We start from the raw sequence: 25998 nt of genomic DNA, 5'->3' as shown, positions 1-25998 counted from the left end.
GAGACAAACACGTCGAGCAGGTACGAAAGTAGGTCTTAGTGATCCGGTGGTTCTGTATGGAAGGGCCATCGCTCAACGGATAAAAGGTACTCCGGGGATAACAGGCTGATACCGCCCAAGAGTTCATATCGACGGCGGTGTTTGGCACCTCGATGTCGGCTCATCACATCCTGGGGCTGAAGCCGGTCCCAAGGGTATGGCTGTTCGCCATTTAAAGTGGTACGCGAGCTGGGTTTAGAACGTCGTGAGACAGTTCGGTCCCTATCTGCCGTGGACGTTTGAGATTTGAGAGGGGCTGCTCCTAGTACGAGAGGACCGGAGTGGACGAACCTCTGGTGTTCCGGTTGTCACGCCAGTGGCATTGCCGGGTAGCTATGTTCGGAAGAGATAACCGCTGAAAGCATCTAAGCGGGAAACTTGCCTCAAGATGAGATCTCACTGGGATCTAGAATCCCCTAAAGGGCCGTCGAAGACTACGACGTTGATAGGTTGGGTGTGTAAGCGCTGTGAGGCGTTGAGCTAACCAATACTAATTGCCCGTGAGGCTTGACCATATAACACCCAAGCAATTTGCTCATGCAGATTGCGGTGGTGAAGACACACGAACCGAAAGTTCGAATGTACATCACAACATCACATATCCGAATTCGCTAGGCTGTCCATCTGGACGTTCTGGCAACAGAATTTCTTGACGACCATAGAGCATTGGAACCACCTGATCCCATCCCGAACTCAGTAGTGAAACGATGCATCGCCGATGGTAGTGTGGGGTCTCCCCATGTGAGAGTAGGTCATCGTCAAGATTCATTTCGCAAAACCCCTATCTGCGCAAGCAGGTAGGGGTTTTGTCTTTGCGGCTGGAAAAGAATTGTCGCCATGCTCGCCATAAGCCCGGGCATGCCCCGTGATATGGTTCCGCATCAGAACCCACTGCCTTCCAGGGAATGCTCAATGGTCAACACCACCACCCTTCAGCCCGGCTTCATGATCGTGCATGGCAACCGCCTCGACGACTTGCGCAGCTTGGTGGTGAGCTGGATGCGTCGGTACCCGTTAGCGCCGTTGGAAAACGAAATTGCCCTGGTGCAAAGCAACGGCATTGCCCAGTGGCTGAAACTGGCGCTGGCTGAAGACCCTGAAGAGGGTGACCTGGGCGGCTGTGGCATCGCGGCCGCGATCGATGTGCAACTGCCTGGCAGTTTCATGTGGCAGCTTTACCGTCGAGTGCTGGGCCGCGATGAAATCCCTGAGGTGTCCTTGCTCGACAAGGCGCCGCTGACCTGGCGCCTGATGCGCTTGCTGCCGTCGTTGATCGAGCGCGAGCACTTCGAGCCCTTGCGGCGTTTTCTTACCGACGATAGCGACCTGCGCAAGCGTTATCAGCTTGCCGAGCGCCTCGCCGACTTGTTCGACCAATACCAGGTCTACCGAGCCGACTGGCTCAAGGACTGGGCGGGCGGTGATCACGTCCTCAATACCGCTCGGGGCGAGCGTAAAGCGCTGCCCCCTGGCAATCGCTGGCAGGCCGAGCTGTGGCGCGCCCTGCTGGAAGATGTCGGCGAACAAGGCATGGCGCAGAGTCGCGCGGGCGTGCATCAGCGTTTCATCGAGCGCATCAACAGCCTGGAACAAGCCCCTGCGGGCCTGCCATCGCGGGTGATCGTGTTCGGTATCTCTTCCCTGCCGGCTCAGGCACTGGAGGCGTTGGCTGGGCTGGCCCGGTTCAGCCAAGTACTGCTTTGCGTTCACAACCCTTGCCGCCATCACTGGGCCGATATCGTCGCCGACAAAGACCTGCTGCGCCATCAGTACAAGCGCCAACAGCGCAAGCAGGGCATGCCGCTGCTGCTGGATGACCAATCCCTGCACCAGCACGCGCATCCGCTGCTGGCCGCCTGGGGCAAGCAGGGCCGTGACTACATCAACCTGCTCGACAGCTATGACGACCCGGGCAGCTACCGCGGTGTGTTCAGCGAGGGGCGCATCGACCTGTTCAGCGAGGGTTCGCCGACCACGCTGCTCAACCAGCTGCAAGATGACATCCTTGAACTGCGCCCGCTCGCCGAAACCCGTGAGCGCTGGCCGCAAGTCGACCTCGGGCAGGACCGTTCGATGCGCTTTCACGTCGCGCACAGCCCGCAACGCGAGGTGGAGATTCTCCACGACCAGCTCCTGGCACGCTTCAGCGCCGACCCTACCCTGCGCCCGCGCGACGTGATCGTGATGCTGCCGGCAATCGACACCTACGCGCCCCATATCCGCGCCGTATTCGGGCAGTTGCAGCGTCATGACCCACGCTACATTCCGTTCACCCTCACCGATCAAGGCCAACGCGGTCGGGAGCCATTGCTGATTGCCCTGGAGCACCTGCTCAAGTTGCCGGATAGCCGTTTCGCCGTCAGCGAAGTGCTCGACCTGCTCGACGTGCCGGCGGTACGCGCCCGTTTCGCCATCCGTGAAAGTGACCTGCCCACCCTGCATCGCTGGATCGAAGGCGCCGGTATCCGTTGGGGCCTGAATGCCGAGCAGCGCGCCAGCCTGGGCTTGCCGGAAGGCTTGGAGCAGAACAGCTGGCGGTTTGGCCTGCGGCGTATGCTGCTGGGGTATGCTGTTGGCGTAGGTGAGGGCTGTGACGGCATTGAACCCTATGACGAAATCGGCGGCCTGGATGCTGCACTGATCGGCCCGCTGGTGGCCCTGCTGGATGCCCTGGATGTGGCGTGCCAGGCACTGGCCCAGCCCGCGACCGTCACCCAGTGGGGCGAACGCCTGAATGCCTTGTTGCAGGTGTTCTTCCTGGCTGAAGGTGAGCACGACGAGTTTCTGTTGATGCAACTGCAGGACTTGCGCGATGCCTGGCTGCAAGTGTGCGAAACCGTCGGCCTGCAGGACTCGCTACCGCTTACCGTGGTCCGCGAAGCATGGTTGTCTGGCCTGGATCAGGGCAAGCTGTCCCAGCGCTTCCTCGCCGGCTCGGTAAACTTCTGCACCCTCATGCCCATGCGCGCCATCCCCTTCCGGGTGGTCTGCCTGCTGGGCATGAACGATGGTGACTACCCCCGCGCCCAGCAGCCGCTGGACTTCGACCTGATGGCCAGCGACTACCGCCCCGGTGATCGCTCGCGCCGTGAGGATGACCGTTACTTGCTGCTCGAAGCCCTGCTGTCGGCACGCGATCAGCTGTATGTCAGCTGGGTCGGGCGCAGTATCCGCGACAACAGTGAGCGCCCGGCCTCAGTGCTTATCGGCCAGTTACGCGACCATGTGGCTGCAGGTTGGCGTTTGGCCGGCACCGACGCGGGCCCAGGGCTTGGGCCGGACGAGCGGTTGCTGCATGCCTTGACGCAGGAGCACCCGCTACAGCCGTTCAGCCCGCGTTACTTCCAGAAGGGCAGCCCTTTGTTCAGCTTCGCCCATGAGTGGCAGGTGCTGCATCTGCCCGGGCAGGCGCTCGCGCAGCCTGATCCCGATCTGCCGCCCTACGTCGATGATGAAGCGCTGAGCCTGACGCAACTGCACGACTTTCTTCGCCACCCGGTGCGGCACTTCTTCAGCCAGCGTTTGAAGGTGTTCTTCGAGGCCCTGGAGGCGCCGACCCCGGATGAAGAGCCGTTCGTGCTCGATACCTTGCAACGCTATGGTGCCGCCGAAAGCCTGTTGAATGCCGCATTGGCTGACCCGGACCATGCCGAGCCTGCCTTGCAGACGCAGGCCCGCCGCCTGCAAGCCTGTGGCCTGTTACCCCTTGCCGGTTTCGGGCAGCTCTTGCAGGCCGAGCTGATCCAGCCGCTGCCCGATCTGCTACAACGCCATCGCCAGTTGTTGCAACGCTGGCCTCACCTGGTCGAAGGCGCATTGCCTGTTCATTTCGAACAGGGCAGGCATCGCCTCGAAGGCTGGCTGGGCCGGGTTTACCAGGCAGAAGATCAAAGCCTGCTCAGTATCACCACGGTCCCGAACACCATCAGCGCCGGGCGCAACAACTACAAGTGGCACCGGCTGATCGCGCCCTGGGTCATGCACCTGGCCGCCTGTGCTGCGGGTTACCCGCTTAACAGTGCGCTGGTGGCCAGTGACCTGACCCTGCTGCTTGCACCCTTGCCGCAAGGTGAGGCGGCGCAGCTGCTCGGCGACCTGCTGGTAGCGCGCCAGGCGGCAATGAACGCGCCACTGTCGGTGGCAGCCAAGACCGCCTTTGCCTGGCTGGGCCAGGACGATGCCGACAAGGCGCTGGCCGCAGCGGCCCGTGCCTATGAAGGTGACGAGCGCAACAGCTTCGGCGAGCGCAGCGAAAGTATTGCCCTGGCCCGGCAGTTCCGTGATTTCGCCGCGCTCAGCGCCGACGAAACCTTTGAAGGCTGGTGCGAAACCTTGTACCGCCCATTGTTCAACGCACCCTGGCAGGCCCTGGGCAACCCGGAGAGTGGCGCATGACGCTGGACCGTCCCCTGGCACTGAGTTTTCCCCTGCATGGTAGCCAGCTGATCGAAGCAAGCGCCGGTACCGGCAAGACATTCACCATCTCGGCGCTGTACCTGCGGCTGATCCTCGGCCACGGCGGCGAACAGGCTTTCGGCCGTGAACTGTTGCCCCCGCAGATCCTCGTGGTGACCTTTACCGACGCCGCCACCAAAGAGCTGCGCGAACGCATACGGGCCCGCCTGGCCGAAGCGGCGCGGTTCTTCCGTGGCGAGCTTGAAGCGGCCGACCCACTGCTGCATCAGTTGCGCGACGATTACCCGCAAGAAGCTTGGCCGCGTTGCGCCAGCCGCCTGGAAATCGCCGTGCAATGGATGGATGAAGCGGCGGTGTCGACCATCCACGGTTGGTGCCAACGCATGCTTCGCGAGCACGCGTTCGACAGCGGCAGCCTGTTCACCCAGACGCTGGAGACCGATCACACCGACCTGCTTGGCCAGGTCATGCGCGATTACTGGCGGCGGTTCTGCTATGGCATGCAGGGTGAGGCGCTGGCCTGGGTGCGTGGCCACTGGGGCAGCCCCGACGCGCTGTTGCCGCGCATTCGCCCGCTGTTCGGTCGGGTACGGGCCCAGCAGCACGAGCAAGAACCCGAGGCGTTGATTGAAGACGCGCTTGCGCAACGTACCGAGCAGTTGGCCCAGCTCAAGGCGCCCTGGGCACAGTGGGCCGATGAGCTGCGGCAGATCTGCCGCGATGCCGTGGCCGCCAAGCTGGCCGACGGCCGCAAGATGCAGGCACGCTACTTCGAACCTTGGTTCGACAAGCTGAGCGCATGGGCCGCCGACGAACACATCGTCGAACTCGACCTGGGTACCGGCTTCACCCGCCTGACCCCGGCCGGCATGGCCGAGGCCTGGAAGTCAGGCGAGCCACCCGATCACCCGGGGCTGCGTGCCATGCAGACGCTGCAGCAGCAATTGCAGGCGCTGGCCAGCCCGGATGCGCGGCTGCTCGAACATGCTGCCAGCTGGGTCTCGGCGCGTTTTGAAGTGGAGAAGCGTCGGCGCGCCGAAATGGGCTTCGACGACATGCTGTTGCGCCTGCAACATGCCCTGGCCAGCGAGGCCGGCGAGCGCCTGGCCGGGTTGATTCGTGAGCAGTTCCCGGTGGCACTGATCGACGAATTCCAGGACACCGACCCGGTCCAGTACGGCATCTTCGAGCGGATCTACCAGATCACCGAAAACCGCACCGAAACCGGGCTGTTCATGATCGGCGACCCCAAGCAGGCGATTTATGCCTTCCGCGGCGCCGACATCTATACCTACCTTGCCGCCCGTCGTGCCACCACCGGGCGCCTGCACAGCCTGGACACCAACTACCGCTCGAGCCAGGCGATGGTCGCGGCGGTTAACCAGGTGTTCCTCCAGGCCGAGACGCGAAGCCAGGGGCGAGGGGCGTTCCTGTTCCGTGAAGCCGAAGACAACCCGTTGCCGTTCATCGAGGTGCGTGCCAAAGGCCGTGGCGAACAGCTGCTGGTGGATGGCGAGGTGTGTGCAGCCTTGCAATGCTGGCAACTGCAGAGCGAAGAACCGGTCTCGGGCACCCTGTACCGTCAGCAGTTGGCGGCCAGCTGCGCCAGCCATATCGTCGCCCTGCTCAACGGTGGCCAGCAGGGCACGGCGGGTTTCCGTAACGGCGAAGGCGAACTGCGCCCTTGCCTGCCATCGGATATCGCCATCCTCGTGCGCGACGGCCACGAAGCCCAGATGATCCGTGGCGAGCTGGCTGCTCGGGATGTGCGCAGCGTGTACCTGTCCGACAAGGACTCGGTGTTCGCCGCCCAGGAGGCCCATGACCTGCTGGCGTGGCTGAAGGCCTGCGCCGAACCGGACTCGGAGCGCCTGCTCAAGGCCGCCCTGGCCAGCCTCACCCTCGACCTGTCATTGGCCGCGCTGGACAAGCTGAACCAGGACGAGCGCGTGTGGGAAGACTGGGTCATGCGTTTTCGTCGCTACCGCGAGACCTGGCAGCGCCAGGGTGTGCTGCCGATGCTGCGGCACCTGCTGCACGACTTCCAGCTGCCGCGCACGCTCATCGCCCGCAGTGACGGCGAGCGCGTGCTGACCAACCTGCTGCACCTGGCCGAATTGCTGCAACAGGCGGCAGGTGAGCTGGATGGCGAGCAGGCATTGATCCGTCACCTGGCCGAGCACCTGTCCAGCTCCGGCCAGGCCGGCGAAGAGCAGATCCTGCGGCTGGAGAGCGATGAGCAACTGGTCAAGGTGGTGACTATCCACAAGTCCAAGGGCCTGGAATACCCCTTGGTCTACCTGCCGTTCATCTGCACCAGCAAGCCGGTAGACGGTACGCGCCTGCCGTTGGCCTGGCATGACAGCCAAGGCAACGCCCACCTGACCCTTACGCCTGATCAAGAGCAGATCGCCCGGGCCGATGACGAGCGCCTGGCCGAAGACCTGCGCCTGCTCTATGTGGCCCTGACCCGCGCCCAGCATGCCTGCTGGCTTGGGGTCGCCGACCTGAAACGCGGCAACCAGAAGCACTCGCAACTGCACCGTTCGGCGCTCGGTTATCTGCTGGGCGGTGGCCTTGCCCTGCCGAGTTCCGGGCAACTGGCGGGCTGGCTGCAGGCGTTGGCATCGGCCTGCCCGTACATTGCCTGCCCGCCGCTGCCGCTGGCCGACGATCAGGGGTATCGCATGCCGCAAGCCGAACGTGAGCTGCTGCCTGCGCGCAAACCCCGGCGGGCGGCCGCCGAGAACTGGTGGATCGCGTCCTACAGTGCCCTGCGCGTCGGCGAGCAGACTCTCGGCGCCGACAGCTCGCAGGCCCAGCAACTGTTGGATGACGAAGTGGTCGACGCCCAGGTACTGCGCGAGGTGCCGGCAGAAGGCGGCGATATCCACCGCTTCCCGCGGGGGCCGAACCCCGGTACCTTCCTGCACGGCCTGCTGGAATGGGCCGGCCGTGAAGGTTTCGCCGAGGTCAGCGGCAACCTTGAACTGATCGAGCGCACCGTCGGGCAGCGCTGCAATCGGCGTGACTGGACCGGCTGGATCGCGACGCTGACGCCCTGGTTGCACATGTTGCTGAACGAACCATTGCCTGTCCTGGGCCAGGAAGTAAGCCTGACCCTTGCGCAGTTGCGTCATTACCAGATCGAAATGGAGTTCTGGTTCGCCAGCCATCAGGTCGACGCCGAACAGCTCGATCAGCTGGTGGCGCGCCACACCCACCCAGGCCATGCGCGCCCGGCGGCGCAACCGACGTTGCTCAACGGCATGTTCAAGGGCTTCATCGACTTGGCCTTCGAACTGGACGGGCGCTACTACGTGGCCGATTACAAATCCAACTGGCTGGGCCCGGACATCCCGGCTTACGACAGCTTGGCCATGGAAAAAGCCATCCTCGAGCATCGCTACGACTTGCAGTACGTCCTGTATCTGCTGGCCCTGCACCGTCAGTTGCGCGCCCGGCTGCCTGATTACGATTACGACCGCCATGTCGGCGGCGCCCTGTTCATCTTCCTGCGTGGTGCCAGCAGCAGCGGCCATGGCGTGTACTTCGCCAAGCCGCCGCGTGTGCTGATCGAAGCACTCGATGCACTGTTCCGTGGTGAGTCTGTGCCCGAGCAGCAGGACCTGTTTGCCGGAGCCGCGCCATGAGCCGAAGCCTCACCGACCTGTTGCCCACCCCCTTGCATGCCGAGCACCTGCTGGCCCTCGCGCCGCAGCGCGACAGCGGCGACCTGCTGCTACTGCTGGACCGTTGGGTCGAGCGTGGCTGGCTGCGTGCCCTCGACCGTGCCTTCGTGTCGTTTCTCGAAGAACGTGCGCCCGGCAGCGATCCGTTGCTGTTGCTGGCGGCAGCCTTGGCAAGCCATCAGCTGGGCCATGGGCATGTCTGCCTGGACCTGCAGCAGACCCTGGCCGAGCCAGACTTCGCGCTGTCGCTGCCGCCGGAGGGTGACGCCCTGATCGGCCCCTTGCTGTTGCCTTCGCAACTGCTTGCCGGCCTGGACCTTCAGGCCTGGCGCCAGCGCATCGCGGCCAGCCCACTGGTGGCCAGTGGTGACACACCCGGCCAGCAGGCGCGGCCGCTGGTAATCAGTGGCGAGCGTCTGTACCTGCGCCGCTACTGGAGCTACGAGCGGCGCATCGACCACAACCTGCGCCAGCGCCTGAGCCAGCACGAGGCAGCGCCCAGCGACTTGCCGGCTCGCCTGGGCCAGTTGTTCGACGAAGGCGCCCTGGCTGGCCAGGTCGATTGGCAAAAGCTTGCCTGCGCCCTGGCGACCCGGGCCGGCTTCAGCATCATCACTGGCGGCCCCGGCACCGGCAAGACCACCACGGTGGTGCGGTTGCTGGCCTTGCTGCAGGCGCCGGCGGTGGAGCAGGGCAGGCCTTTGCGCATTCGCCTGGCCGCGCCGACCGGCAAGGCGGCGGCGCGCCTGACCGAGTCCATCGGCCAGCAGGTCGAGCGGCTGCAGGTCAGTACTGCCGTGCGCGGGCAGATCCCCACCGAGGTCAGCACCGTGCACCGGCTGTTGGGCAGCCGCCCAGGGTCGCGGCACTTCCGCCACCATGCGGGTAATCCGTTGCCACTGGACGTGCTGGTGGTGGACGAGGCCTCGATGATCGACCTGGAGATGATGGCCAACCTGCTCGATGCGCTGCCACCTCGCGCGCGGCTGATCCTGCTGGGTGATAAAGACCAGTTGGCCTCGGTCGAGGCGGGTGCGGTACTGGGTGACCTGTGCCGGGATGCCGAGGACGGTTGCTACTCGGCCGCGACCCAGGCGTGGCTGGAGCAGATCGGCGGCCAGTCGCTGCAGGGCAGTGGCCTGGTGGCCGGTGATGCGCAGCGCAATCCGCTGGCGCAGCAAGTGGTGATGCTGCGTTTTTCCCGGCGCTTCGGCGAGGGCAGCGGTATTGGCCAATTGGCTCGGCTGGTCAACCGTCAGGAATCGCATGCGGCGCGCAATCTGCTCGCCCTGCCACCGCCTGATGTGAATGGCCTGTCGCTGAAGAACGAACAGGACCGGGCCTTCGACCGTTTGCTGCTCGACGGCCTCAACCGCGGCGCCGAGGGCCCGCAAGGCTATCGCAGCTACCTGCGGACCCTGGGGCGTTATCGGCCGGCACCTGGCACTGCTTATGACGACCCACTGTGGGAGCAATGGGCGAGCAAGGTACTGCACGGTTTCGAGGACTTCCAGCTGCTCTGTGCGGTACGCCGGGGCGCTTGGGGGGTGGAGGGCCTCAATGAGCGGGTGGCTCGGGTGCTGCACAATGCCGGGCTGATAGACGCCCAGCAGCCCTGGTACGAGGGCCGGCCCGTGCTGGTGACGCGCAACGATTATGGCCTGGGCCTGATGAACGGTGACATCGGCATCGCCTTGCGCCTGCCGGATGAGCGGGGCGAGCCGCTGCTACGGGTGGCCTTCCCGCGTAACGATGGCAACGGCGGAGTACGTTTTGTCTTGCCAAGCCGGCTCAACGAGGTGGAAACCGTGTTCGCCATGACCGTGCACAAGTCCCAGGGCTCGGAGTTCAGCCATACCGCGCTGGTGCTGCCGGATGCCCTCAACCCGGTGTTGACCAAGGAGCTGGTGTACACCGGCATCACCCGGGCCAAGCATTGCTTCAGCCTGATCGAGCCACGCCAGGGCATATTCGAAGAGGCGGTGTCACGCAAGGTACGGCGGATCTCCGGCCTGATGCTCGAACAAGTCTGAATCGCCCACTGCTGCCATCATTGCGGCGCGGCCCTTGTAGGAGCGGCCTTGCGTCGCGAAAGGGCTGCGCAGCAGCCCCAGGTTCTGTGTTGCAACAAGGTTCTGTGTTGCAACAAGGTTCTGTGTTGCAACAAGGTTCTGTGTTGCAACAAGGTTCTGTGGTTGCAACAAGGTTCTGTGGTTGCAACAAGATCGCCGGGGCTGCTGCGCAGCCCTTTCGCGACGCAAGGCCGCTCCTACAAAAGCCACGCAAGTCAGGGTTGGCGGCCATGTGCTATCGTTGCGCCAATATCTGAAAGGACTTCGAGAGATTTCCCACATGACCGTGGCCGGGAGGCGATTGACGAGCTGTATGCTTTCGCTGTTGCTGGCCGCCCTGTCGCTACTGGCAGCCCCTGCCTGGGCGGAATCCGCAGCCACCGCTGTGCAAGCACAGCAACGCGCCAAGGCCGTCACCCAGGTGGTGCTGGGAATCTTCAGCTACGCACGCTGGCCAGCCGAACCTGCGCCGTTGCGCCTGTGCCTGGTCGGCCCTACCGAGTACGCCGACGACCTGATCAAAGGGCATGTGCAGGAATCCGGGCGGCCTTTGCAGGTGCGTCGCCTGCTGGCTGACGATGCACAAGTCGCCCAGGCCTGCGATGCCATTTACATCGGCAAGCTCGATCAAGGCCAACGCGATCGGTTGTTCCAGCGCGTCAGCGGTCACCCGGTATTGAGCATCAGCGAGGCCGACGACCCCTGTACCGTCGGCAGCTTGTTCTGCCTGCGGGTCAGCGACCAGCAGGTCGCCTTTGAAGTGAACCTCGACTCCGTGGCCCGTTCGGGCGTACGCATCCACCCCAGCGTGCTGCAATTGTCGCGGCGCCGAGGTGCGCAGCCATGAAAGCTGCCAACAAGCGCATGCGCCCGACCCTACGTTCGGTGCTCGGCCGTGGGCACCTCAATGTTGCCCTGCTCGCCGTGGGCCTGGTCGGTATTTCGCTGACCGTGCTGGGCGTGCTTGCCCTGCAGGTCTATGCCAACCACAACCTGCACCTGATCGCCCGCTCGATCACCTACACCGCGGAAGCCGCTGTGGTGTTCGACGACCGCGTCGCGGCCAATGAGGCGCTGGCGCTGATCGCCAGTACCGAAGAGGTGGCCGACGCCAAGGTCTTCAACAATGACGGTGAGCAACTGGCCCACTGGCAACGCAACGACAGCGGCATGCTCGCCCACCTGGAAACCCTGGTCGCCACCATGCTGCTGGACGAGCCGGTCAACCTGCCGATCATTCATCAGCAGCAAAAGGTCGGGCACATCGAGCTGATTGGCCAGGGCCGCAGCCTGTTGCTGTTCCTGCTCGGCGGGTTGGGCGGGATCCTGTTGTGCATGGTGCTCAGCGCAGTCATCGCCTTGTACTTGTCGCGGCGCCTGCTCGGCGACATCGTCCGGCCATTGCGCGGTTTGGCCAGCGTTGCTCATGCCGCGCGGCGCGAACGGCGCTTCGACCGTCGCGTGCCGGAGGCGCCGATCGCCGAACTCAACGAGCTGGGTAACGACTTCAACGCCTTGCTCGATGAACTGGAGGTGTGGCACAGCCACCTGCAGAGCGAAAACCAGACCCTGGCCCATCAGGCCAGCCATGACAGCCTGACCGGCCTGCCCAACCGCGCCTTCTTCGAAGGGCGCCTCAGCCGTTGCCTGCGCAATGCTGCGCGCCAGCAGGATCACCTGGCGGTGCTGTTCCTCGACAGTGACCACTTCAAGCAGATCAATGACAGCTTGGGCCATGCCGTAGGCGACGAGGTGCTGATCAGCGTTGCCGACCGCATCCGCGCCCAACTGCGTGAGCACGACCTGGTGGCGCGCCTGGGCGGTGACGAGTTTGCGGTGTTGCTGACGCCGCTGCATTCGCGTGAAGACGCCGAGCTCATTGCCGAGAAGATCGTCGCCAGCATGAAGCTGCCGGTGCAGTTGGACAGTGGCAGCAGCATTGCCACCTCGCTGAGTGTCGGCATCGCCTATTACCCGGTGGATGGCACTGACCCTGCCAGCCTGCTCGACGCCGCCGATGCGGCAATGTACCAGGCCAAGCGAAAACGCCGTGGCCAGTGGCAAGTGGCGCAGACGGAACGGTCCGCCGCCGAAATCAAAAACAGGAGTTGAACCCGTGATTCATCGTTTGCGTTTCCCCCTTTGGGCTTTGCTGCTCGCCTTGCTCGCGCTGACCGGCTGCCAGAGCACACCGCCCAAGGGCCTGACTGCCGAGCAGATCGCCGTGCTCAAGCGCGAAGGCTTTGCCCCGACTGATGAAGGCTGGGCCTTCGATCTGTCGGGCAAGGTACTGTTCGGCAGTGACCTGGACGGCCTGAATAGCCAGAGCCAGGCGATTGTCGAGCGTATCGGCAAGGCACTGCTGGGGGTTGGTATCCAGGGTGTGCGGGTGGATGGGCACGCGGATGCCTCGGGCAGGGCGGCCTACAACCAGCAATTGTCCGAGCGCCGGGCGCAGAGTGTGGCCAGAACGCTGATCGGTATCGGCATGCCTGCGCAGAACATCCAGACCCGCGGCCTGGGCAGTACCCAACCGGTGGCCGACAACCGCAGCAGTGCCGGGCGCACCGAGAATCGACGGGTGTCGATTGTTGTCGCGTCGTACTGAGCGATCTCTTGCAGACCGACTCGGTCCCTGCAGGCGCTGGCTTGGCTGCGATCGAGGGCGCAGCCCTCGACTTGGCCGTCTAGCCGTAAGACATTTCCGAGTTTGAAACCAATTGCTTCGGGTTTCGGCATATAGCGAACTATCCTACGCCGCTGTCAGAAGTTGCCACGTAGGCGGGAAAGAGCCCCTGGGATAACGTCCCTGAGTCGCCGTTCAAGGCGATCGGGCTTGAGACCCCCGGACTACATGTGTTGGCACCGCTTCATGGCGGTCGTGCGCGGGCAGGCTTCGGCCTGGCCGGTATTCATGTGTCCCGGGTCTCAAACCGTGCACGACTGCCACCCAAATCCTTGAGACGAAGAGGGAGGCAGTTCCTGGTTTGCTTAAGGGAGCTCCATCATGAAAAAGCTCGTCCCCGATCCTCCTGCATCAACCCTTCTTCTGTTAGATCCTCCCCACCTATCACTCCAAGATCCTCCTGGCATCGAGGAATGCGACCTGCTGATCCGAGCTTTGACTCTGACAGTGGAACAGACCACCACCGTTCTGATCGAGAGCGGTCCAAGCCTCATGCGCGACGCCATGGGCATGAATATCCGTCTGCTGTGCCGAGTGATCAACGCCCTTACCGATCACAAAAGTTCTCGCGCCACGGCTCAGGGAGTGTCTAGATGACCCACAATCCAAGAGACTCTTCGACAGCGGGTGTAGAAACCTTCGATCTGTTTCGCCTGCAACCAAACGTACCTTTCAAGCATGCTTTCTCTCAGCTGTCAGTGCTGCTCGGCTGCATTCGTCACCTGACCACTGAAGCTGAAATGGAGGATGACCGTGTGGCAGGAAGTGCAGCGAGAATCCTGAGCGAACTGGCGAAGGCGCTGATCGATGATATGGAGCGGGGCATGGGCAAGAATCTTCAATTGCCCGCAACAACCTGGGGCCGCGTTGCGGCCCATCGCAGGCCAAGCCAGCTTCTACCTGTACGGCGCCGTTGCTGAGGGCTGCATCATTCCTGAGCAAAGCGCATCTCGCGGGTTTCCCCCATCAACAACGGCGCATTCGCCTCGGTCACCCCACGGATGTAATCCCACAACAGGGTAATGCGCTTCAACTTGCGCAAATCCTCCCGGCAATACATCCAGAATTGCCGCGTCACCTCGATCTGCTCTGGTAGCACCGTGACCAATCGCGGGTCCTGCGCCGCCAGAAAACACGGCAGAATCGCCAGCCCACGCCCCTGCAATGCTGCGGTGTACTGCGCAATCACGCTGGTACTGCGCAAATGCGCGTTGGCATTGGGGATCAGGTTGGCCAGGTACAGCAGCTCGGAGCTGAACGCCAGGTCATCCACGTAGCTGATGAAGGGGTGCTTGGCCAAATCCCCCACCTGGCGGATCGGCGCGTGGTTATCCAGGTACGCCTGGGTCGCATACAGCCGCAACCGGTAGTCGCACAGCTTGCAGCACACATAAGGGCCGTGCTCGGGCCGTTCCAGGGCAATGACGATGTCCGCCTCGCGCTTGGACAGGCTGATGAAGTGCGGCAGCGGCAGGATATCCACCGAAATGGCCGGATACGCATCGACGAAGTGGCTCAGTTGCGGCGTGACGAAGAAGCTGCCGAAACCTTCGGTGCAGCCCATGCGCACATGCCCCGACAACGCCACCCCCGAGCCTGACACCTGCTCGCACGCCATGTGCAGCGTGCTCTCGATCGACTCGGCATAGCCCAGCAAACGCTGGCCTTCGGCGGTAAGCACGAAGCCGTTGGTCCGGGACTTCTCGAACAACAGCGTGCCCAGCGCCCCCTCCAGCGACGTGATGCGCCGTGACACCGTGGTGTAGTCGACGCTCAGGCGCTTGGCGGCGCTGCTGGCTTTGCGGGTGCGTGCCACTTCGAGGAAAAACTTCAGGTCGTCCCAGTTGAGCGAGCTGAGGGATGTGAGGTCTTTTTGCATGATGATCCGGTTTTTTTGTGCGTTCTTGTTGGATGTTTGCACATCTATACTCGAAACAAGCCCCAGGACGCCACCTCGCGTTTGCACGGCGCTGGCGATCTCGACCCGACAATAATTCCAAGGAGAACCCAGATGAACGCACCTCAATCCCCCGACCAGACCAAGGTCGAGCAGGTCAAGCTGCTGATCGATGGCCAGTGGGTCGAATCCAAGACCGACGAGTGGCGCGATATCGTCAACCCGGCCACCCAGCAAGTGCTGGCGCGGGTGCCGTTCGCCACCGTCGAAGAAGTCGACGCTGCCGTGGCGGCTGCCCATCGCGCCTTCAAGACCTGGCGTGACACCCCGATCGGCGCGCGCATGCGCATCATGCTCAAGCTGCAGGCGCTGATCCGCGAACATTCCAAACGCATCGCCCAGACCCTCAGCGCCGAACAGGGCAAGACCATTGCCGATGCCGAAGGCGATATCTTCCGCGGCCTGGAAGTGGTCGAGCATGCGGCGTCCATCGGTACCTTGCAGATGGGCGAATTCGCCGAGAACGTAGCTGGCGGCGTCGACACCTACACCCTGCGCCAGCCCATCGGCGTGTGCGCGGGCATCACCCCGTTCAACTTCCCGGCCATGATCCCGCTGTGGATGTTCCCCATGGCCATCGTCTGCGGCAACACCTTCGTGCTCAAGCCTTCCGAACAGGACCCGCTGTCGACCATGATGCTGGTCGAGCTGGCGCTCGAAGCCGGCGTGCCGGCCGGTGTGCTCAACGTGGTGCACGGTGGCAAGCAGGTGGTGGATGCGATTTGCACCCATCAGGACATCAAGGCGATCTCGTTCGTCGGTTCCACCGAAGTCGGCACCCACGTCTACAACCTGGGCAGCCAGCACGGCAAGCGCGTGCAGTCGATGATGGGCGCGAAGAACCACGCCGTGGTACTGCCTGACGCCAATCGCACCCAGACCGTCAACGCCCTGGTCGGCGCGGCCTTTGGTGCTGCCGGCCAGCGTTGCATGGCCACCTCGGTGGCGGTGCTGGTGGGCAAGGCCCGCGAGTGGCTGCCGGACATCAAGGAGGCCGCGAGCAAGCTCAAGGTCAATGCAGGGTCCGAGCCGGGTACCGACGTCGGGCCGGTGGTCTCCAAGCGTGCCAAGGAGCGGGTGCTGGGCTTGATCGAAAGCGGCATCAAGGAAGGCGCCAAGCTCGAACTCGATGGCCGCGACGTCAAGGTGCCGGGCTATGAGCAAGGTAACTTCGTCGGCCCGACCCTGTTCTCCGGGGTTAAAACCGACATGCAGGTCTACACCCAGGAAATCTTCGGCCCGGTGCTGGTGACCCTGGAGGTCGATACCCTCGATGAGGCCATCGCCCTGGTCAACAGCAACCCGTTCGGCAACGGCACTGGCCTGTTCACCCAGAGCGGCGCAGCGGCGCGCAAGTTCCAGAGCGAAATCGACATCGGCCAGGTCGGCATCAACATCCCGATCCCGGTGCCGGTGCCGTACTTCAGCTTCACCGGCTCGCGCGGCTCCAAGCTCGGCGACCTCGGCCCGTACGGCAAGCAAGTGGTGCAGTTCTACACTCAGACCAAGACCGTCACCGCCCGCTGGTTCGATGACGACAGCGTCAATGACGGTGTGAACACCACCATCAGCCTGCGCTAAGGAGTTCGCCATGCGTATCGCATTCATCGGCCTGGGCAACATGGGCGCGCCCATGGCCCGCAACCTGATCAAGGCCGGGCATCAGCTGAACCTGTTCGACCTGAACAAGACCGTGCTGGCCGAGCTCGCCGAACTGGGCGGGCAGGTCAGCCCTTCACCCAAGGAAGCAGCGGCCAACAGCGAGCTGGTGATCACCATGCTGCCGGCCGCAGCCCATGTGCGCAGCGTCTACCTGAACGATGACGGCGTGCTGGCGGGCGTACGCCCCGGCACACCGACCGTGGACTGCAGCACCATCGACCCGCAGACCGCCCGCGAGGTGTCCAAGGCCGCAGCGGCCAAGGGCGTCGACATGGGCGATGCACCGGTCTCCGGTGGCACCGGCGGCGCGGCGGCCGGCACCCTGACCTTCATGGTCGGTGCCAGCGCCGAGCTGTTCGCCACGCTCAAGCCGGTGCTGGAGCAGATGGGCCGCAACATCGTGCATTGCGGTGAGGTGGGTACCGGGCAAATTGCCAAGATCTGCAACAACCTGCTGCTGGGCATTTCGATGATCGGCGTGTCCGAGGCCATGGCCTTGGGTAATGCACTGGGCATCGACACCCAGGTGCTGGCCGGCATCATCAACAGCTCGACCGGCCGTTGCTGGAGCTCCGACACGTACAACCCATGGCCCGGCGTGATCGAGACCGCGCCTGCTTCACGCGGCTACACCGGCGGCTTTGGCGCCGAGTTGATGCTCAAAGACCTGGGGCTGGCTACCGAGGCTGCCCGTCAGGCGCACCAGCCGGTGATTCTCGGGGCCGTGGCCCAGCAGTTGTATCAGGCGATGAGCCTGCGCGGGGAGGGTGGCAAGGACTTCTCGGCCATCGTCGAGGGGTACCGCAAAAAGGATTGACGAGCGAGGTGGACTTCATCGCGGGCCAGGCGGCTTTCCCTCTGTAACTGCGCACCAGAGGGAAGGGCACCTGCTCCGCGATTTTTTTTGCCCAGGGTTTACGGATGCTGAAGGTGCCCTGCGCAAGCAGGGCTTGGCTATCAGGCGAAAACGAAGTACTTGCGCACGGTCTCGACCACTTCCCAGGTGCCTTTCATCCCGGGTTCGATCACGAACACATCACCTGCCTTCAGGTGCTTCGGCTCTTCGCCTTCCGGGGTGATGATGCAGTAGCCATCGAGGAAGTGGCAGAACTCCCACTTGTCGTAGTTGACCTCGAACTTGCCCGGGGTGCAGATCCAGGTGCCCATGATCTTGCTGCCGTCGGCCGACAGGTAGGCATTGAGGTTGACGGTGTGCGGATCGCCGCCGATGCGCTTCCACTTGGTGGCGTCCACGACCGGCGTCGGGCAGGTCTCGCGCAGGACGGTGATGAAATCGGACATGGCACAACTCCTGGTGACTGGATGAATGACCCGTCACCATAGGGCTATCGGCCGAGCCGCAGTTGCCTGGGCTCGACGTCCAGGTGCCTGACCGCGCTATATCTGGTCTTCCGAGGGTATACGCGGCACTTGTAGGCGCTGGCGTGTCAGAGCCGCTCATTACTCAAGCCCACCAGTACCGCACGAAGTGAAAGAACACCGGCGCCGCAAAGCACACCGAGTCCATCCGGTCGAGCATGCCGCCGTGGCCTTCGATCATGTGCCCCCAGTCCTTCACCCCACGGTCACGCTTGATCGCCGACATCACCAACCCGCCAAAGAAGCCCATGGCGTTGACGGTCAGGGCCATCAGGGCCGCCTGCCAGAAGTTGAACGGGGTGATCCAGCACAGCAGGGCGCCGATCAAAGTGGCCAGTGCCACGCCACCGACCAGGCCTTCGAGGGTTTTCGAGGGGGACAGGTTGGGCGCCACCTTGCGTTTGCCGAACAGCTTGCCGCACACGTACTGCAACACGTCGCTGATCTGCACCACCAGGATTAGCCAGGCGATCAGCAGCAGGTTGCGGCCCTCGAAACCCGGGATATCAAGCGTCATCAGCGCGGGCACGGAGGAAACGCAGTACACCGCGATCATCAGCCCCCACTGCACCTTCGATGCGCGCTCCAGAAAGCGTGTGGTATCGCCACCGAAGCTGGCCAGGATCGGCAGCAGCAGGAACAGGTACACCGGGATGAAGATGCTGAACAGGCCGTACCAGTCCATGGCAATCAGCAGGTACTGCACCGGCAGCGCCACATAGAACGCGGCGACCAGCGCCGGGTAGTCGCTGCGCCGGGTCGGGGTCAGCGTCATGAACTCGCGCAGGGCGTAGAACGACACGCCATAGAACAGCACGATCACGCCGTACTTGCCAAATACGAAGGCGATGCCGATCACCAGCACCATCACCCACCAGGCGTTGATGCGGGCATTGAGGTTGTCGATCACCGCATGCGGCGCCGGGCCGGCACGCCACTTGAGCAGGCGGCCGATCACGCTGGCGAGTAGCAGCAGGGCGCCGATGCCGGCGAACAGGGAAAGCGTGTTGTCATCCATGTCAGGCATCCTTCGGCGCCAGGTTCAGCAGGGCCTGGCTGGCCCGCTGCAGAAAGGCCTGCTTGCTTTCATCAGCGTGCAGGTTCAGGGGTTCGCCGAAGCTCAATGTGCACAGCAGCGGCAATGGCAGGGCGCGGCCCTTGGGCATGACCCGGTTGAGGTTGGCGATCCACACGGGCACCAGCTCGACCTCGGGGTTGGCTGCGGCCAGGCGGAACAGCCCGCTTCTGAACGGCATGAGCGGTTCGTCGCCAAGGTTGCGGGTGCCCTCCGGGAAGAAGATCAACGAGTCGCCTTGGGCCACCGCTTCGAGTATTGGCTGCAGGGGGCTGCCTTGGCCTTCTGTGCGCTGTCGCTCGATCAATATGCCGTTGAAGACTTTGCGGATGAGAAAATCGCGGATGCCGGGCTTTGCCCAGTAGTCGGCTCCGGCCACTGGGCGGGTGCGCTTGCGCAGGGGTTCTGGCAGCGACGCCCACAGCAGCACGAAGTCGCCGTGGCTGCTGTGGTTGGCGAAATACAGGCGTTGCACCGGCAACGGCGTGCAGCCGAGCCACAGGGCACGGGCACCGGTGATCAGCCGGGCGGCGGAGGTGATGACGAAGGCGGTCAGGGTCGCAAGCATGGGGCGGTAGTCATCCGGTAAAAGGCAGTGTCAGCAGGGTAGCCAAGGTCAGCGACAGTTGCAGGCCCAGGCACGCGGCCTGACGGCGCAGCAGGGCCAGCGCGGCGTGGCTGCGGGCGGGCCAGTCGCGGCTGTCGGTGGCATGCGGTTTGAGGTTGAGGTCGAACAGGGCGCGGTCCAGGGCCTGGGTGTCGGCGGGCAGGTCAGGGCTGCTGGCGAGGCGGGCGAACAGCTCGGCGTCCAGCGCGACGCGGATGGCCCAGTACTTGTGCAGCACACCCAGCACCAGCAACACGGCGCACAACAGGCTGGCCAGGGCAGGCAGTTGTGCGCCCAGCAAGGGGGCCAGGCCATAGCCCAGGGCCAACAGGGTGATGCCGTCCGACAGGTGCTCCAGCTGACGGCCACGGGCCAGCAGGCTGGCGATCAGGTGCAGGCTCATCGCTGTGCGCCTAGCCGTTGCAGCACCTGCCGATGGGCGGGGTGCAAGACCACGCCAGGGCGGGCCTGGCGAACCCGCTGCTCGGCTTGCTCTGCGTCGGGGCAGCGGCCAGTGAGCAGTAGCCACGCCGCCACGGCGCTGGCGCTGCGCGAGTAACCCAAGGCGCAGCAGACCAGCAAGGGGCCTTGAGGGCGCAGTTGCTCGATGGCGGCGGCGGCGTCGTGCAGCAGGGTGCTGTCGGGGGCGATCAGGTCCAGGGTGGCGAGCGCTCGATAGCCCTGCTGCGCGAAGGGGCCAGTGCCGGCCGAACGGCGCGGCAGCTCTGCGCAAAGGTCGACGATGGCAGCGAACTGCCCACCTTCGCCACGCCCAGGTAGCCGCCCCAGGAATACACCGTCACATACCGCGTCTGGCTGCGGACGGCGCCAGGTCCATAGCCGCGAGTTGATCCACGCCCCGATCAGGTAGGGCGCCATCAGCCAGGAGGCAGCAGCCGACAAGCGCCCCTGCGTGTCTTTCTGAAAACCGCCGGCACCGAACACGCTGTAGTTCAGCGCCACCAGCAGCAGCGCCACGCCAGGCCATGCCAACCACAGCCATGCGCCACCTGCCGTGAACACCGCCAGCGCGCACAGCAACGCCCCCAAACCGTAGTAGAGCGCCAGCCGCCAGCGTGTGCGATCGCGCGCCAGCCGCGCCTGCTGCCACGGCAACAGCCCTTGGCGCGGCCATAGCCACAGGCAGACAAACCCCGCCAACGCGCCGGTGGGCACGTCGATGAAATGATGCTGCCAGGTGGTCAGCACCGACACGCCGATCAGCGCCATCCAGCTGTGCATGGCCCAGCGCCAGGGCTGGCGGTGCACGTGCCGGGCGAACATCGCCCAGATGATCACCAGCAAGGCGATATGCAGCGATGGCGCCTGGTTGTAAGGCTTGTCGAAGCCCATCAGCACATCGAACAACCCGCCATACAGCCCACCTATCTCGGGCCGTTCGAAGGTGAAGCGCAGCGGCCAGAGCAAGAAGCAGCTCACGCTGACCACCTGTGCCGTGAGCAACGCCAGGGCATGCCGGTCCATCTCCCGCCGGGTGCGCGGCAGCAGGAACGACAAGCCATACAGCAGGTCGATCGACCAGTACGGGATGATCGTCCACGGCCACAGCGGCATGTGCTGTTCCCAGCCGAACACCAGGCTGCCGACATCACTGCGCCCGGCGGTGTGGGTGTTCACCAGCCCATAGCTGAGGAAGAAGAACGGCCCCAGCAGCAGGAGCCAGAGCAGGCCACGGCGAATCAGCCCGGGCTCACGCGCTGGGTTCATTCACGCACCCGTTGCGCCAGGCTGACGCTGAAGATGCCCCATTCGTCGATGCGCTGGGCCAGCTTGCGAAAGCCCGCCGCCTCGACCAGTTGGTCCATCTCTGCCTGGCTGCGCCGGCGCATTACCCACGCTTCGCCGCCGCGGTGGCTGGTCAGGGCGCGGGCGATCATTTCCAGTTGCGGGTGCCAGGGCTGGCCGGTGTAGACCAGGTAACCGCCCTCTTCGACGGCATCGGCCAGGCCGGCGAGAGAGTTGCCTACCTGGGTGTTGCTGGGGAACAGTTCGTACAGGCCGGATACCACCGCCAGCGTAGGGCCTGGCTGCAGCGCCGCGAGGCTGGCGCGGTCGAAGGCATCGCCCTGGACGAAGCGGGCAACCTCGGCCAGGCCTTTTTCGGCGATCAATGCGCTGCCCTGTTGCACGTTCAGCTCGCTGTAGTCGCGCAGCAGGATCGAGTCTGGCAGTTGTTCGAGGTCCTGCAGGGCTTCGAGGATGTAGCGACCATGGCCGGCAGCGATGTCGACGATATGCACCGGCCGTTGCTGCGCGCGCAGGCGGGTGATGGCCTCGCGCAGCAGCGCTTCGACGTGCACTTTGCGCTGGCGTATGCCGCGCCAGCCAATGGCGTCGAGGTAGTTGCGGTCGATCATGCGGCCCAGCTTGCCTTTGCCTGTGGCCTGGTTGCGGTAGACGTAGTCGAGGGTGCTGCCGGAGTCGAAGCCGGTGTCGAACCCCAGCTTCACGCCTTCGGCCAGCCCTTGGCCCAGGCGCAGGCCGGCGCGGGTGGCACGCCAGTAGAGGTCGCGCGGCGAGTTGCGCGGCAAGGGCGCGGCCAGGCTCTCGGCCTCTGCGCAGCTGGCGCCGACCTTGTCGGCATCGAGCAGCGAAGGGGCCTGCACAGGGCTGTCGAAGCAATGCCCGACGAAACGCTCGATACGCCTGAGTGCATGGGCGCGGTCGCGCTCACCGAGGGTGTCGTGGAAAAAACCTGGGAGGGTGTGCATTTCCTTGCGCGCGCTGCCCAGGCGCTCGAAGAAGCGCACCTGCGGTTTGCGCTCGACCACCAGGTCGGCACCCGAGACCAGCAGCTGAGTCGGCACCTGGATCGCCTGGGCGTCCGCCACTACGCGGTCGGCCGCGTCGTACAGGCCCAACAGCATTGTCACCGAAATCGGCCGGCTGATCAGCGGGTCGGCCACATACGACATGACCCGCTCGGGGTCGTGGGTGAGCAGGCGCGGCTTGACGTAGCTGTTGACGAAGAAGTTGCCGCGCACGGCCTTGAGCAGTTTCAGGCCAGGGCGTGCGAAGGGCACGTACAGCTTGACCTTGAACGCCGGCGAGGCCAGCACCAGGCAGCGCACCTTGGGCGCGTAGTCGTGCGCCCAGGTGGCGATCAGTACGGCACCGACGCTTTGCGCCAGCACCACCATGTCCTGCTCGGCGATGCCATGCACGGTCTGCAGATGCTCGATGAAGGTCTGCACGTCGCGCACGCTGGTGGCGAACCCCGGGCTGTCGCCGCGGGCACCTGGCGACTGGCCGTGGCCGCGGGCGTCCCAGGCGAAAAAGTCGTAGCCCGGCATGTCCAGTTCGTCGGCCAGGTGGGCCATGCGCCCGCCGTGTTCGTGGCCACGGTGGAACATCACCACGGCACGGCGTGGCTGGTGTTCGTTGCGGGTAGCGGGCCAATGACGGTAGTGCAGCTCGACACCGTCATGGGTGGAGAAATGCAGCGATTGCGCTTGGCGCATGGCGAGAATCCTTGTCCGGGGCGATGGGCTCAGCGGGCTTCGGCCAGCCCTCGGCGAACCCGGTTGTAGAGGGTATAGAGCGAGAGCGCGAAGATGACCAGCAAGAGGCCGTTCAGCCAGTTGGCGTCGAGCAGGCCGAAGGCTACGGCGGTGCCCAGCACGCCGAAGGCAAATGCCCGGTCGCTCTTGCCCATCGGCCCGTCGTAGCGCCTGGATGCGCCTGCCAGCGGGCCCATTACCCCGGCGTATTCACTCACCGTGGCGCTCAGTACCACCAGCACCACCAGGCTCGGCCAGACGCCGGCCAACAGGGCGAAGGGCAGGTACAGCGCGGCGTCGGCGATCACGTCGCACAGTTCGTTGAGGTAGGCGCCGAGCCTGGATTGCTGGCCGAATTCGCGCGCAAGCATGCCGTCGACGGCATTGAGGGCCATGCGCAGCAGCATCCACACCGGGATCAGGATGAACAGCCAAGTGATGTGGCTGAGGCCTGCCAGCAGCAGGCCCAGCAGGACCGACACCAGGCCGGCGGCGACGGTGACCTGATTGGCGGTGACGCCGCGCTCGTGGAGGCGCTTCACGCCGGGGCGGAGCAGGGCCTGGAAGCGGGGCTTGAGCTGGTAGATCGATGGCACTGGAAACTCCTTTTCTTGGTGCAGCCTGATTGTGGGCAAAGAGCCCGCCTGGCGGCAAGCGCGGTCGCCAGATTTGCGCGCCTACACAACCGCGCTTGGCCGGCTGGTCAAGCGCCTGACCAAACCCGCGGCATACCCCGGCAATGCGGCGAAGTCCCGTGCACACACCAGCAGCTGGCGATTGGCCCAGCCCTCGTGCAGCGCCACCCAGTGCAGCGGCAACAGCCCTTGCCAGCGCTTCACCGAAGCCAGTGGCACCACCCCCACCCCCGCGCCGCCCGCGACCATGCGCAGCACCCCATCGAAGCCATCGGCCCGCACCCGTACGCGCATACGCCTGCCCTCACGCAGTGCCTGTTCCTCCAGGTACAACGCCAAGGCGCTGTCCGCCCCCAGCCCGACATGGCCATGGGCGAGGCTGTCGATGAAGCTCGGGGCAGGGTGCGCCGCCAAGGGGTGCTCAAGGGGTGTCACCAGCACCAGTGGGTCATCGCGAAACGGCAGGGTCTGCAGATGCTCACTGGGCGCTGCGCTCGAGATGATCCCCAGGTCCGCCATGCCCTGAGTGATCGATTGCACGATGTGCAAGCTCGGCAGCTCCTGGACATCGACACTGACGGCGGGGTGGTCGGCAAGGTAGCAGGCCAGCAACTCGGGCAGGTATTCGGTCAGCGCCGCCGTGTTGCACAGCAGCCGTACCTGGCCTTGCAGGCCCTGGGAAAAGTGAGCCAGGTCGAACTGCAGGCGCTCGACCTGCTGCCCGATCAGCCGGGCATGTTGCAGCAACGCTTGGCCGGCTGGGGTCGGCTGTACGCCACGGCGATTACGCGCGAGCAGCGGTGTACCCAGGGAGGCTTCCATGGCGCGAATACGGGCGCTGGCAGCGGGCAGCGACAGGTGGCTGCGGCGCGCGCCGGCAGTGATGTTGCCGCACTCCAAGGTGTGCCGGAAAAGCGCGAGGTCAATCAGGTCGAAGTGCATGTGCCTCTGTCCTGGCGATAGTCTGGCTGAGTATATGGCAGATTTTCAGCCAGCCAGCCGCACGCCATCATGGCGGCATGAATACCTTGATCGCGTTCTATCAGACCCTCGGCCCGGCATTGACTTTGCTGGTGGTGATTACCTTCCTGCTGGCAGGCACGGTCAAAGGTGTCATCGGCCTCGGGCTGCCGACCATCGCCATGGGGCTGCTGGGGCTGGCTATGCCGCCCGCGCAGGCTGCCGCCTTGTTGATCGTACCTTCGACCCTCACCAACCTCTGGCAACTGGCGGCCGGCGGCCATCTGCTGGCGCTGCTGCGGCGGCTGGGGCCAATGCTGGCGATGATCTTCGTCGGCACCCTGGCCGGCAGCGCCTGGTTGGGCATCAACAGCGGCCCCTGGGCGGTGCATGCGCTTGGCGCAGCGCTGGTAGCCTATGCCGTGTATGGGCTGATTGGCCCGGGGCTGAGCGTGGCGCACAGGCGGGAGTGGTGGCTGGGGCCGATCTGCGGGCTGGTGACGGGCGTGGTAACGGCCGCTACCGGGGTGTTCGTGATGCCGGCAGTGCCGTACCTGCAAAGCCTGGGTTTGAACCGTGACGAGATGATCCAGGCGCTGGGCCTGGCGTTCACGGTCTCGACCGTGGCATTGGCCCTGGGCCTGGCCGTGCAAGATGCCTTGGGCGGCCAGGCGCTGGGTGCATCATTGCTGATGCTGGCGCCAGCGCTGGTGGGCATGCTGGCGGGCCAGTGGTTGCGCCAGCGCATCAGCGCGGCGCTGTTCAAACGCTGCTTCTTCATCGGCCTGGCCGTGCTCGGCGGCCATTTGCTGATCAACGGTTAGCAGAGGCGGCGCTGAGCATGTCGATCAACTGGACATCGAATTCGCGCTCCAGGTAGTCCATGCGCTTTTCGAAGAACGCGACCATGTGCGGCAGGGCCGAGTGCACATCCAGTGCCGCCTTGTCTGCCCACACCTCGTAGAACACGAACAGGCTGGGGTCGGCCTTGTCGCGCAGCATGTGGTACTCGATACAGCCCGGCTCCTGGCGGCTTGGTTCGACATAGGCGCGGAACAGGGTTTCGAAGGCTTCGGCCATTTCCGGGCGGGTCTTGGCTTTAAGGATAAAAGCGTACTGCTCGCTCATGGATCGCTACTCGCTGGTGAATGATGAAACGATTCTAAGGCAATAATGGCTTGGTAATTCGTGATTTCAAGTCAATTGTATTTTGCCTCATGCCTGCTTTTTCCCAGGCCAGCGACTCCCTAATCTGCCGGTCATCCCATTTGACTCGATCAAGGCAATCAGGCCTCG

At 64.3% G+C, this 25998-nt stretch carries 20 protein-coding genes, 2 rRNA genes and 1 pseudogene (1 of these 23 running past the window's edge); 13 read left to right on the top strand and 10 right to left on the bottom strand.

All coding sequences use genetic code 11. The features are described from left to right. From LOY26_RS22770 to LOY26_RS22725, 10 genes and pseudogenes are all read left to right on the top strand, one after another. Nucleotides 1-554, top strand: a 23S ribosomal RNA gene (locus LOY26_RS22770); it begins 2339 nt to the left of the window's first position. Between the two features lie 133 nt (nt 555-687). After that, nucleotides 688-803 (top strand): 5S ribosomal RNA (gene rrf / locus LOY26_RS22765). A 148-nt stretch (nt 804-951) separates the two neighbouring features. Continuing rightward, complete coding sequence (gene recC, locus LOY26_RS22760) at nt 952-4434, top strand: exodeoxyribonuclease V subunit gamma (RefSeq protein WP_258714123.1); 3483 nt, start codon at nt 952-954, stop codon at nt 4432-4434. Beyond that, nucleotides 4431-8108 carry an exodeoxyribonuclease V subunit beta gene (recB, locus tag LOY26_RS22755; RefSeq protein WP_258714122.1) on the top strand — a complete coding sequence of 1226 codons (3678 nt, stop codon included), beginning with the start codon at nt 4431-4433 and terminating at the stop codon, nt 8106-8108. Before recC ends, recB begins: the two co-directional genes overlap by 4 nt. Beyond that, complete coding sequence (gene recD, locus LOY26_RS22750) at nt 8105-10180, top strand: exodeoxyribonuclease V subunit alpha (RefSeq protein WP_033702984.1); 2076 nt, start codon at nt 8105-8107, stop codon at nt 10178-10180. The genes recB and recD overlap by 4 nt, the downstream gene beginning before the upstream one ends. Nucleotides 10181-10499: 319 nt before the next feature. Next, the gene (locus tag LOY26_RS22745) at nt 10500-11066 is read left to right on the top strand and encodes a YfiR family protein (RefSeq protein WP_258714121.1); all 567 of its coding nucleotides are present in this window, start codon (nt 10500-10502) and stop codon (nt 11064-11066) included. Beyond that, a complete protein-coding gene (locus tag LOY26_RS22740; RefSeq protein WP_258714120.1) occupies nt 11063-12331 on the top strand; it encodes a diguanylate cyclase domain-containing protein in 1269 nt (422 codons plus the stop codon). Before LOY26_RS22745 ends, LOY26_RS22740 begins: the two co-directional genes overlap by 4 nt. Before the next feature lie 4 nt (nt 12332-12335). Continuing rightward, complete coding sequence (locus tag LOY26_RS22735; protein ID WP_186658952.1) at nt 12336-12827, top strand: OmpA family protein; 492 nt, start codon at nt 12336-12338, stop codon at nt 12825-12827. A 399-nt stretch (nt 12828-13226) separates the two neighbouring features. Continuing rightward, entirely contained in the window at nt 13227-13502 is a 276-nt protein-coding gene (locus tag LOY26_RS22730) for a hypothetical protein (protein WP_258714119.1), read from the top strand. After that, nucleotides 13499-13747, top strand: a pseudogene (locus tag LOY26_RS22725) (DUF3077 domain-containing protein); the annotation flags it as partial. The gene LOY26_RS22730 and the pseudogene LOY26_RS22725, both read left to right, overlap by 4 nt. Before the next feature lie 86 nt (nt 13748-13833). On the opposite strand, the gene LOY26_RS22720 reads toward LOY26_RS22725, so the two are convergent. Then, complete coding sequence (locus tag LOY26_RS22720; RefSeq protein ID WP_033702979.1) at nt 13834-14784, bottom strand: LysR family transcriptional regulator; 951 nt, start codon at nt 14782-14784, stop codon at nt 13834-13836. Nucleotides 14785-14916: 132 nt separating this feature from the next. On the opposite strand from LOY26_RS22720, the gene LOY26_RS22715 reads away from it, so the two are divergent. Further along, nucleotides 14917-16443, top strand: coding sequence for a CoA-acylating methylmalonate-semialdehyde dehydrogenase (locus LOY26_RS22715; protein WP_033702978.1), 1527 nt, complete (start codon nt 14917-14919; stop codon nt 16441-16443). A 10-nt stretch (nt 16444-16453) separates the two neighbouring features. Further along, a complete protein-coding gene (mmsB, locus tag LOY26_RS22710) occupies nt 16454-17341 on the top strand; it encodes a 3-hydroxyisobutyrate dehydrogenase (protein ID WP_033702977.1) in 888 nt (295 codons plus the stop codon). A gap of 140 nt (nt 17342-17481) precedes the next feature. Here mmsB and LOY26_RS22705 read toward each other — a convergent pair whose 3' ends face one another. From LOY26_RS22705 to LOY26_RS22670, 8 genes are all read right to left on the bottom strand, one after another. Beyond that, entirely contained in the window at nt 17482-17826 is a 345-nt protein-coding gene (locus LOY26_RS22705) for a cupin domain-containing protein (RefSeq protein ID WP_003251579.1), read from the bottom strand. A gap of 163 nt (nt 17827-17989) precedes the next feature. Continuing rightward, nucleotides 17990-18922 (bottom strand): phosphatidate cytidylyltransferase, encoded by a 933-nt coding sequence (locus LOY26_RS22700; RefSeq protein ID WP_033702976.1) that lies wholly within the window; start codon nt 18920-18922, stop codon nt 17990-17992. 1 nt (nt 18923) lies between these two features. Continuing rightward, a complete protein-coding gene (locus tag LOY26_RS22695; RefSeq protein ID WP_258714118.1) occupies nt 18924-19547 on the bottom strand; it encodes a lysophospholipid acyltransferase family protein in 624 nt (207 codons plus the stop codon). Nucleotides 19548-19557: 10 nt separating this feature from the next. Further along, nucleotides 19558-19989, bottom strand: coding sequence for a hypothetical protein (locus LOY26_RS22690; RefSeq protein ID WP_033702966.1), 432 nt, complete (start codon nt 19987-19989; stop codon nt 19558-19560). Further along, nucleotides 19986-21314, bottom strand: coding sequence for a phosphatase PAP2/dual specificity phosphatase family protein (locus tag LOY26_RS22685; RefSeq protein WP_258714117.1), 1329 nt, complete (start codon nt 21312-21314; stop codon nt 19986-19988). The genes LOY26_RS22690 and LOY26_RS22685 overlap by 4 nt, the downstream gene beginning before the upstream one ends. Beyond that, a complete protein-coding gene (locus LOY26_RS22680) occupies nt 21311-23068 on the bottom strand; it encodes a bifunctional alpha/beta hydrolase/class I SAM-dependent methyltransferase (protein WP_258714116.1) in 1758 nt (585 codons plus the stop codon). The genes LOY26_RS22685 and LOY26_RS22680 overlap by 4 nt, the downstream gene beginning before the upstream one ends. Before the next feature lie 29 nt (nt 23069-23097). After that, complete coding sequence (locus tag LOY26_RS22675) at nt 23098-23703, bottom strand: CDP-alcohol phosphatidyltransferase family protein (RefSeq protein ID WP_095064164.1); 606 nt, start codon at nt 23701-23703, stop codon at nt 23098-23100. An 81-nt stretch (nt 23704-23784) separates the two neighbouring features. Continuing rightward, nucleotides 23785-24684, bottom strand: a complete 900-nt coding sequence (locus LOY26_RS22670) for a LysR family transcriptional regulator (protein ID WP_258714115.1) — start codon at nt 24682-24684, stop codon at nt 23785-23787. A gap of 77 nt (nt 24685-24761) precedes the next feature. Here LOY26_RS22670 and LOY26_RS22665 point away from each other — a divergent pair, with 77 nt between their 5' ends. Continuing rightward, nucleotides 24762-25526 carry a sulfite exporter TauE/SafE family protein gene (locus tag LOY26_RS22665; RefSeq protein ID WP_258714114.1) on the top strand — a complete coding sequence of 255 codons (765 nt, stop codon included), beginning with the start codon at nt 24762-24764 and terminating at the stop codon, nt 25524-25526. Here LOY26_RS22665 and LOY26_RS22660 read toward each other — a convergent pair. After that, on the bottom strand, nt 25516-25830 hold the full coding sequence (locus tag LOY26_RS22660; RefSeq protein WP_156311107.1) for a putative quinol monooxygenase: 315 nt from the start codon (nt 25828-25830) through the stop codon (nt 25516-25518). The genes LOY26_RS22665 and LOY26_RS22660 overlap by 11 nt on opposite strands. Nucleotides 25831-25998: the final 168 nt, after the last annotated feature.

The sequence above is a fragment of the Pseudomonas sp. B21-047 genome (assembly GCF_024748775.1).
GTDB lineage: Bacteria > Pseudomonadota > Gammaproteobacteria > Pseudomonadales > Pseudomonadaceae > Aquipseudomonas > Aquipseudomonas capeferrum.
Note: the sequence above shows the minus strand (reverse complement) of the source record. Positions and strands in the feature narration are given on the sequence as shown.

Coding starts and splice junctions, on each gene's coding strand:
- recD (WP_033702984.1), top strand. CDS start 8,105: ATGAGCCGAAGCCTCACCGACCTGTTGCCCACCCCCTTGCATGCCGAG.
- LOY26_RS22695 (WP_258714118.1), bottom strand. CDS start 19,547: ATGCTTGCGACCCTGACCGCCTTCGTCATCACCTCCGCCGCCCGGCTG.
- LOY26_RS22740 (WP_258714120.1), top strand. CDS start 11,063: ATGAAAGCTGCCAACAAGCGCATGCGCCCGACCCTACGTTCGGTGCTC.
- LOY26_RS22665 (WP_258714114.1), top strand. CDS start 24,762: ATGAATACCTTGATCGCGTTCTATCAGACCCTCGGCCCGGCATTGACT.
- LOY26_RS22660 (WP_156311107.1), bottom strand. CDS start 25,830: ATGAGCGAGCAGTACGCTTTTATCCTTAAAGCCAAGACCCGCCCGGAA.
- LOY26_RS22680 (WP_258714116.1), bottom strand. CDS start 23,068: ATGCGCCAAGCGCAATCGCTGCATTTCTCCACCCATGACGGTGTCGAG.
- LOY26_RS22685 (WP_258714117.1), bottom strand. CDS start 21,314: ATGAACCCAGCGCGTGAGCCCGGGCTGATTCGCCGTGGCCTGCTCTGG.
- LOY26_RS22745 (WP_258714121.1), top strand. CDS start 10,500: ATGACCGTGGCCGGGAGGCGATTGACGAGCTGTATGCTTTCGCTGTTG.
- LOY26_RS22715 (WP_033702978.1), top strand. CDS start 14,917: ATGAACGCACCTCAATCCCCCGACCAGACCAAGGTCGAGCAGGTCAAG.
- recB (WP_258714122.1), top strand. CDS start 4,431: ATGACGCTGGACCGTCCCCTGGCACTGAGTTTTCCCCTGCATGGTAGC.
- LOY26_RS22690 (WP_033702966.1), bottom strand. CDS start 19,989: ATGAGCCTGCACCTGATCGCCAGCCTGCTGGCCCGTGGCCGTCAGCTG.
- LOY26_RS22730 (WP_258714119.1), top strand. CDS start 13,227: ATGAAAAAGCTCGTCCCCGATCCTCCTGCATCAACCCTTCTTCTGTTA.
- LOY26_RS22720 (WP_033702979.1), bottom strand. CDS start 14,784: ATGCAAAAAGACCTCACATCCCTCAGCTCGCTCAACTGGGACGACCTG.
- LOY26_RS22705 (WP_003251579.1), bottom strand. CDS start 17,826: ATGTCCGATTTCATCACCGTCCTGCGCGAGACCTGCCCGACGCCGGTC.
- LOY26_RS22670 (WP_258714115.1), bottom strand. CDS start 24,684: ATGCACTTCGACCTGATTGACCTCGCGCTTTTCCGGCACACCTTGGAG.
- recC (WP_258714123.1), top strand. CDS start 952: ATGGTCAACACCACCACCCTTCAGCCCGGCTTCATGATCGTGCATGGC.
- mmsB (WP_033702977.1), top strand. CDS start 16,454: ATGCGTATCGCATTCATCGGCCTGGGCAACATGGGCGCGCCCATGGCC.
- LOY26_RS22700 (WP_033702976.1), bottom strand. CDS start 18,922: ATGGATGACAACACGCTTTCCCTGTTCGCCGGCATCGGCGCCCTGCTG.